Source organism: Paenibacillus sp. 01T422, assembly GCF_056398785.1.
The window spans coordinates 1-7,797 of the sequence record NZ_JBFTQB010000573.1; the positions used below are offsets into that span (position 1 = coordinate 1).

Annotated in this window: 7 protein-coding genes; all 7 read left to right on the forward strand. The window is 44.9% G+C overall.

What is annotated here, in order from left to right:
• The first annotated feature begins 391 nt into the window (after positions 1-391).
• Entirely contained in the window at positions 392-1,606 is a 1,215-nt protein-coding gene (locus AC1DUA_RS26175) for a M20 family metallopeptidase (RefSeq protein ID WP_477502560.1), read from the forward strand.
• On the forward strand, positions 1,599-3,011 hold the full coding sequence (locus tag AC1DUA_RS26180; protein ID WP_477502561.1) for a YfcC family protein: 1,413 nt from the start codon (positions 1,599-1,601) through the stop codon (positions 3,009-3,011). The genes AC1DUA_RS26175 and AC1DUA_RS26180 overlap by 8 nt, the downstream gene beginning before the upstream one ends.
• Positions 3,012-3,179: 168 nt before the next feature.
• Positions 3,180-4,259, forward strand: a complete 1,080-nt coding sequence (locus AC1DUA_RS26185; protein ID WP_477502562.1) for a helix-turn-helix domain-containing protein — start codon at positions 3,180-3,182, stop codon at positions 4,257-4,259.
• Positions 4,256-5,146, forward strand: a complete 891-nt coding sequence (locus AC1DUA_RS26190) for an ABC transporter substrate-binding protein (RefSeq protein WP_477502563.1) — start codon at positions 4,256-4,258, stop codon at positions 5,144-5,146. Before AC1DUA_RS26185 ends, AC1DUA_RS26190 begins: the two co-directional genes overlap by 4 nt.
• Positions 5,147-5,186: 40 nt before the next feature.
• Entirely contained in the window at positions 5,187-6,146 is a 960-nt protein-coding gene (locus AC1DUA_RS26195) for an aldo/keto reductase (RefSeq protein WP_477502564.1), read from the forward strand.
• A gap of 1 nt (position 6,147) precedes the next feature.
• Positions 6,148-7,152 (forward strand): FecCD family ABC transporter permease, encoded by a 1,005-nt coding sequence (locus AC1DUA_RS26200; RefSeq protein ID WP_477502565.1) that lies wholly within the window; start codon positions 6,148-6,150, stop codon positions 7,150-7,152.
• Positions 7,145-7,797 (forward strand): ABC transporter ATP-binding protein (locus tag AC1DUA_RS26205; RefSeq protein ID WP_477502566.1); only part of this gene is annotated, 653 nt, incomplete at its 3' end. The genes AC1DUA_RS26200 and AC1DUA_RS26205, both read left to right, overlap by 8 nt.

Here is a 7,797-nt window from a genome sequence, read left to right on the forward strand (position 1 = left end):
GAACTATGGTTCGCTATTCCGCTGAAAAGGCCTATTTATCGGGTGGAAGGGGAACTATGGTCCTTTATTTTAAAAAAATTACCAGAAAACAAACCATATCGGACAAATAAGATCCTGTAGTTCCGTTCAGCAGGAAAACTGCTCGTATTACTCCGAATAGCGAACTCTAGTTCCCCTTAGTGAATCCTTAGTACGAATAGGTCATGGAGATCACACGGTTCCACCGCTGCTATAAAAAAATTTAAGGGCTTGGCCAAAAAACAATCGATTGTACTTATATATTTGAAGCCGATAAAATAATATTCATTATGTTACATAATTATTCACTTATTCAGTGGTTTTATCCATGCAAATAGATTCATCATCATGAGGATTGGACAGGGGGATTACAATGACACAAGAGAATTTAGACGTAAACACGAGCAAACAACAGATTGAACAAGCTGTAGACTCGCTTGACGAGCAGTTGCGCCGCATATCTATGTTAATTCATACGAATCCGGAACTCAGCTTCCATGAGCATAAAGCGAAAATGTGGTTAGTTGAACCTTTACTTGAAGCGGGATTCGAGGTGGAGCAAGGGATAGCGGGCCTAGAAACTTCGTTTCGCGCTACTTGGGAAGGACAATCCGGTGGGCCAACGATTGCGCTGCTAGCCGAGTATGATGCGCTGCCAGCGATTGGCCATGCTTGTGGGCATAACTTGATTGGGACTGCCTCAGTTGGTGCTGCGCTGGCATTGAAGGAAGCACATCCTGATCTGCCAGGTAAAATCGTTGTATTAGGGACACCTGCGGAAGAAGAAGGCGGCGGTAAAATCATCATGTGCAACGAAGGGATCTTCGATGATATCGATGCGGTCATGATGTGCCATCCGCAGAATAAAACGATGGTTCTGCGCGGAGCGCTTGCTTGTGTGGATGCGACGTTTACCTTCCATGGCAAGCAGGCACACGCTTCTTCCTCACCAGAGAAAGGGATCAGCGCACTGGATGCATTAATTAATGCCTTCGTGGCGATCAACTCGATCCGTCAGTTTGTGAAAGAGGATGTGAGAATTCACGGAATTATCACCAAGGGCGGAGATGCTCCGAATGTCGTGCCGGAGCTGTGTGAAGCTGTATTTATTTTGCGAGCGTCGACGGTGGAAGAACTGGAAGTTGTTAGAGAAAAAGTATACCGGGCCGTTCGCAGCTCGGCAGAAGGCGTTGGAGCTACCGTTGATATTACGGAAGGGTTAATTTATGCGGAGCGGAACAACAATAAAGCTTTGGCTCAATTGTTTCAAAACAATCTGGAGCTGATGGGCATAGAGGTGTCTGAACCGCCACTAAAAGGAGGCGTCGGCTCCTCCGATATCGGGAATGTCAGCCAGATGACGGCAACGATTCACCCGTACATTCGACTTGGGGATGCAACTACGCATACGCCGGAGTTCGCTCAGTTGGCGGGCTCGGAAGAGGGCATGATTGAACTGAATCGAGCGGCCAAGGCGTTAGCCCTTACTGCATATGATTTATGTATCGACAAGACAGCGATGCAGCGCGTACGCAGCGAGTTTACGCAGTGGAAGCATCATAGAGAGGGGTCAACGGGCATTGAATAGTATAGCAAAAAGTAGTTCTCGCAAATGGTTTAAAATGCCTCATACCTTTGTCATCTTATTTATCCTTGTTTTCGTTGCAGCGGCACTAACGTATACAATTCCTTCAGGAAAATTCGAACGTGTCAAAGATCAAGCAACTGGAAAATCCTTGCTGGTAACAGGATCGTATCATCAAGTGGATTCGAGTCCAGTTAATCTAGTCGAGATTCCGAAAGCGATCGTTCATGGACTGGTTTCTTCGGCYGATGTCGTTTTCTTTATTTTCATTATTGGCGGGGCCTTCCAAATCATATCGTCGACGGGCACGATTGAGGCGGTAACCTCCAGGGTAGCCAAAACGTTTGCCAATAAAGGCAGATGGGTGATACCGATCTTCATTACCCTGTTCTCCGTTGGCGGCTTTACCATGGGAATGTCCACCGAAGTCATGGTCTTCGTACCCATTGGGATCGCGATTGCTCGTGCGCTCGGTTTCGATGCATTGACAGGCACAGCGATGATATCCTTGGGAGCATCCTGCGGCTTCACAGCAGGGATATTGAACCCGTTCAATGTTGGATTGGCTCAAGCTATCGCGCAAGTTCCAATGTTCTCAGGGGCTTGGCTGCGGGTTATTTTATTGATTTGCCTGATTACCGTGACAAGTCTTTATTTGATTCGATATGCAGGCAAAGTAAGAAAAGATCCAACCAAAGGGCTTGTTTATGATTTGGAGCAGTCCGTATCGGGCGAGAAAGTAGATTTCTCCAAGCTGCCGACTATTCAGCTTAAGCACTACCTTACCATTGCTGCGGTGATCATCGGTTTCGGTCTAGTGATTTGGGGTGTTTCGAAAAAAGGCTGGTGGATGGAGGAACTCGGTGCGTTATTCTTAACCATGGGGATTGTATCCGGCTTCTGTGCAGGTTATGGTCCAAGCCGCATCGCCAGCGAATTCGTCAAAGGCGCAAGCAGCATTACCTACGGCGCGTTCATCATTGGTATTGCAAGAGGCATCATGGTCGTGCTTGAACAAGGAAATGTCATCGACAGTATCGTGAATGGCCTATCCATTCTAGTAGGTGACTTGCCAAGTTCGATTCAAGTGCTAGGGATGTATGCTTTTCAAAATATTATGAACGTATTCATTACCTCGGGAACAGGAATGGCTGTTACAACCATGCCGATCATGACACCCTTGTCCGATTTGCTTGGCGTTACGAGACAAACATCCGTGCTGGCCTTCCAATTGGGCGACGGTATTACGAACATGATTCTTCCTACTTCCTCTGCTTTGATGGGCAGTCTGGCCGTATCGGGGATTGCTTATCAGAAATGGGTGAAATTCTTCTGGCCGCTGATGTGCATGTGGCTGATTATCGGGGCCATTTTTATCATCGTGGCGAATGTGATTAAGTATACGTAAGTGGTAAGGTCACAAAGTATGTTCTTCCTATTAAAATAGGGCAGAGCATGCTTTTTTTTATGCCAAGCTAAGTTTCAATGTCTTATTTTTCCTGTAATGGCTTGTTTCCATTCTTTCTTCTAGCTAGTATAATGAGAATTATTATCAATGAACGAGTGGGGACTATTTATGAATATTCAGGAACATATCAGATTATGGAATCACGCTGCTATTAAGATTATGGATATTCGATATACGAAGATGAAGGCAGGCGAAGAACTACGCTCCTATCAATTGCCAACAAGCGGATTTCTGCAATCTATCTGTGGCACCGCGATGATATCTCTGGATGGAACGACTTATGAATTGAAACCACTGCATTTGCTGCATGGCGGCAAAGGGATGCGCATGAAGATTGAACGGACGCAGGAAAATTTCGAGTACTATTTGATCCTCTACAAAGCAGTTATTCCATTGCCGTATAGACAAGATATTCTGCAGCTTATGGAGCGCAACAACCCTTTTCATACCCAGTACGGGCTTGAGCCTTATTCCCCTGTTTCTCTGCTGCTGAAAATCCAGAGGATGCATCAGGAATGGACGCAAACAAGCTCGATGGAACAATTTCATGTGAAAACACTCTTTTATCAATTCATCCATGATTTGTTATGGCAGCAATACACGCAGAGAGTTCCACTCAAGAAGCCCGAAATCGTATCCCAAGCGGTTTACTATATGAACGAGAATTACTCCGATACGATTACCTTAGAGTCGTTGGCAGAATTGCTAAATTGCAGTCCCCGGCATTTATCTCGGTTGTTTCAAGAACGCTTCGGGCAAAGTCCCCTCGATTATTTGATCCGAATTCGGATGGATATCGCCAAACAATTGATTTGCACGACAGATGCGACGATTGAGGAAATTGCCTTTGGTCTCGGCTACCAGGATCGATACTACTTCAGTCGATTGTTCAAAAAATATGTCGGCATGTCTCCGAATCACTTCAAGGATCAAGCCACGAACACGGAATCTCGTCCGAAACGTATATTAACCATGTCCGAATCGTCCATTGTCGCACGAAGGTCTCAGAGCTATATTAATAGTGATCATGATAATCATTATCAATATAAGCGTAGAGGAGTATTACTTATGAACAATATTTGGAAGAACCCTTCCGTGGCAGTTAGTCTTTTACTTATGTTTACGTTGCTGCTTAGTGCATGTTCCAGCATGCCTAATTCAAATGGATTGCCATCGCAGGAGATGTGAAAAGTGTAGTCGGGATCCACCCAGCATCCAAAAGTATGATCTCACAGCGCGTGCTGAATAAATATTATCCGACGATCAAAGATATTAACTCGTCTTTCACGACGGACGGCGGTTTCGTACCGAACATTGAAGAAGTGCTCAACATCAAGCCGGATGTCGTATTCCAATGGAATCTAGGAAAACCGGAATATTATGAATCCATGGTGAAAGCTGGCGTTAAAGTGATTACCATTGGCTKGGGACCATGGGATAAAGAAGTGGCGACGATGAAGATGCTAGGAGCAGCGCTCGGGAAAGAAGACCGCGTCGAGCAATTGTTAGCCAACCAGGAAGCTGCCAGAACCGATGTCCAAAACCTGGTGAAGGACATTCCAGATGATAAGAAAGCCCRTTCACTGCTCATTAGTGCAATCGACGGCAATAAAATCTCTGTATGGGGCGACAGCAACTTTTATCATGAAATTCCCGGTGTGAAGAATGTAGCCTATCAAGCAGGTGTTTCCAAGAACACGATGCAGGTCAATGTCGAGCAAATTTTGGCATGGAATCCTGATTTCATCGTCATTCACGAAACTGCAGTTGGTGTGAATCCAAGCCAAATTTATGATAATCCGCAATTGAAGGAATTGGCCGCAGTCAAGAATAAGCGGGTGTATAAGCTGCCTGAATTTGCCCTTATGTCGCACATGGCTTCCTTGACCTGGTACTGGTACGGCGCGATGGCTTATCCGGATCAATTCGCAAAAATGAACATTAGAGACATTGTCAAAGAAGGCTATAAGTTCTCTTATAACATCTCACTGACAGACGACGAAGTTAACCAAGTACTTAAGATGGACGCAAATAAAGACAGTAAAAATTATGTTGAAAAATTTTCGAAAAAGTAGCATGTAATCCAAAAAAAATCATGAGTTACGGGGGATTAGGATGCAGTATAGATCTTTAGCAGGCACAGATATTCAAATCTCAAGAATTGGTTTTGGAGCGCAGCGCTTCGAGAACCCCCAGAACAGGGATGAATGCGTTGAAACAGTTTTACATGCCTATAATAACGGAATTAATTTCTACGATACGGCGATGCAGTATTGTGCCGATCAATCCGAATTTATTCTAGGAGATGCAATTACCGAAATGAAGAAGGGACCGATCCCTTTTCATATTTCATCGAAATGCTACTTCGGAGACTCAGGAAAGTTCAGAGAAATCCTCGAGCGGAGCCTACATAGAATGAATCTGGAGCAGATTGATTTCTTCACCAATTTATGGGGAGTCAAAAGCTACGAGGATTGGCTGGAATGCGTTAGATTCGGAGCCGTTGATCAGATCGTGAAAGCCAGAGAAGAAGGCTTAATCAAACATGTTTCCATTACAACCCACATGCCCAGTGATGATTTGAGGAAGGTGCTCAGCGAATACAAGTTTGACATCAATATTGTTGGATACAATGTGCTGAACGCACCATGGCGAACCGAGGGGATGAAATCCTCCCAAGAGCTGGGAGTCGGCAATATCGCTATGAATCCACTGGGAACAGGGATCATTCCGCAGTATGAGGATGTCTTCAAAGCCATCTGCATCAAAGAGAACCAAAATATTGTGGATGGTGCGATTCACTATTTGCTCTCTAGCCCTTATGTGGATAGTGTGCTTGTTGGTTTGCGCAACAAAAGCGATGTGCAAGATGCTTTGAATTCCTTTAGTAGTTTTGAACCCTACACGGAGGAAGAATGTAAACTTGTTCACACTAGGCTAAAAGAAAGCATTGCTAAACTGGATTACGATACCCGGCATAAAATTGCTATGGATATTTGCCAGAAAATGTATATCAATAGAGAAGAGGTTGCAGCCTTGATGGATGTGTACGTGTTATCCATTTGGCGAAATTAGTATGCGACACAAGAATGCTTATTTTTTCATTGCCACATCGCTGTTGTTTCTCGTAGCAATCATTGCAGCCTTGTGCATGGGCAGATATTCAATGACACCCAGCGAGTTATTTCAATCTATCTTCTCTCCGGGTAGCTTGAATAGCAGCAGCTCGGGAGCGACAGTTGTATGGAACATTCGTTTTCCACGAGTGATTGTAGCTGCTATTATTGGCGCAGGCCTGGCAGTTTGTGGAGCCAGCCTACAGGCGATGTTCTCCAATCCTTTGGTAAGTGAACACATTTTGGGAGTTTCTTCTGGAGCAGGCTTTGGCGCGGCATTAGGTATTTTCTTATTCCATCAAACGTATCTGATTCAGGGATTAGCCGTTGTCTTCGGCTTGATCTCAATGGTTGCGGCGTATTATATCAGCAAGAAAAACGGGCAGGTCAATATATTGAAGCTGGTGCTGGCAGGGACCGTCACTAGTTCCGTCTTTGCAGCCTTGACATCCATGCTGCAATATATAGCTGATCCCGAGAAGCATCTGCCGAGTATTTTGTTCTGGCTTATGGGTAGCTTGGCCGGCGCAAGCATGAAGGATGTCGTAACAACCGTGCCTGTCATCGTAATCGGTATCTTAGTGATTTGGAAATTGCGCTGGCAGTTAAATATCATTTCACTCAAAGATGAAGAAGCAGTATCGCTTGGAATTAACTTGAAAAGAATCCGAATGATTGTGATCCTGGCGACTACCGTTATCACTGCGCTTGCTGTAGCCACAGCGGGGCTTATCAGCTTTGTTGGTCTCATTGTTCCTCACTTGGCGCGTATGATGGTGGGGCCGAACAATAAAATATTAATTCCAGCGAGCATTATATTCGGGGCTTTGTTTATGGTCGTCGTAGATACAATCGCCCGTACATTAACTTCTGCAGAAATCCCATTATCCGTGCTTACGGCACTGATCGGTGCTCCGATCTTCGGCTATTTGCTCTACAAGACGGGGGGCGCTTGGAATGATTGAGGTCGTCGATGCGTCATTTAATTACGAGCCAACGAAAGTTCTGTTCGGGAATCTAAATCTTACGGTCCAAGAAGGAAAAACATTAGCAGTACTTGGCGTGAATGGTGCTGGTAAGACTACTTTCATTAAATGTTTGATGGGCTTCGAGAAGTTTAAACGTGGACATATCTGTATTGACGGGGCTGAGGCTCATGCYTTAGCTTCTTCAGCTTTCTGGAAAAAAGTCAGCTACGTGCCTCAGGCCAAGCACACCAGCTTCGGATACAGTGTAACGGAAATGGTTGTCATGGGACTTTCTCCTTACATCGCAATGGGACATGCTCCTAAAAAGGAAGATTACGGCAAAGCTCTTGAGTTACTCCATCGTATGGGACTAGGCAGCATTGCAGATAGACCCTGCAATCAAATCAGCGGAGGGCAATTGCAGATGGTGCTCATTGCTAGAGCGCTGATCAAAAATCCCAAAGTACTGATTATGGATGAGCCTGAATCCAACTTGGATATGAAAAACCAGTTGATGGTGCTGGAGATGATACAATGGTTGAATAATCAGAAGCTGACCATTATCATCAATACGCATTTTCCGGCTCATGCGTTAAGAGTTGCTGAACAAACGTTGATTATCGGGACTGGTGAGCATATTCT